This window comes from Pollutimonas rozaliensis (assembly GCF_048751585.1).
In the GTDB taxonomy this organism is placed as follows: Bacteria; Pseudomonadota; Gammaproteobacteria; order Burkholderiales; family Burkholderiaceae_B.
In genome coordinates, this window is the sequence record NZ_JAZHOB010000083.1 from 1 (window position 1) to 277 (window position 277).

The 277-nt window shown below is 46.9% G+C and carries 1 protein-coding gene; it reads right to left on the bottom strand.

The genetic code is table 11. The features are described from left to right. Positions 1 to 277: hypothetical protein (locus V0R37_RS22065; RefSeq protein ID WP_420376552.1), on the bottom strand; the 277-nt coding region annotated here is incomplete at both ends.

A 277-nucleotide genomic window follows, 5' to 3' on the forward strand; every position in this document is an offset into this window, starting at 1 on the left:
CTACCACCGCCGTAGTACTCACGCACTACATCACCTAAGGTTTCATCCACAATATGCAGAGAGGTTTCACCACGGCGTTTATGCGTCACAGCACGAGCGATAACAGTATCATAATTATCATGCACAGGGTCAGCTAACAGACGCTCACCAATGAGCTCACGTGTTTGTGTATCAGGAACCAAATGGCTGTACACTTTTAGTTCATCACGAGAACTCAGAGAATCACGTACGTATTTATATACCGCCTTAGCACGAGCCCATGCACCCTCTGTGTTTG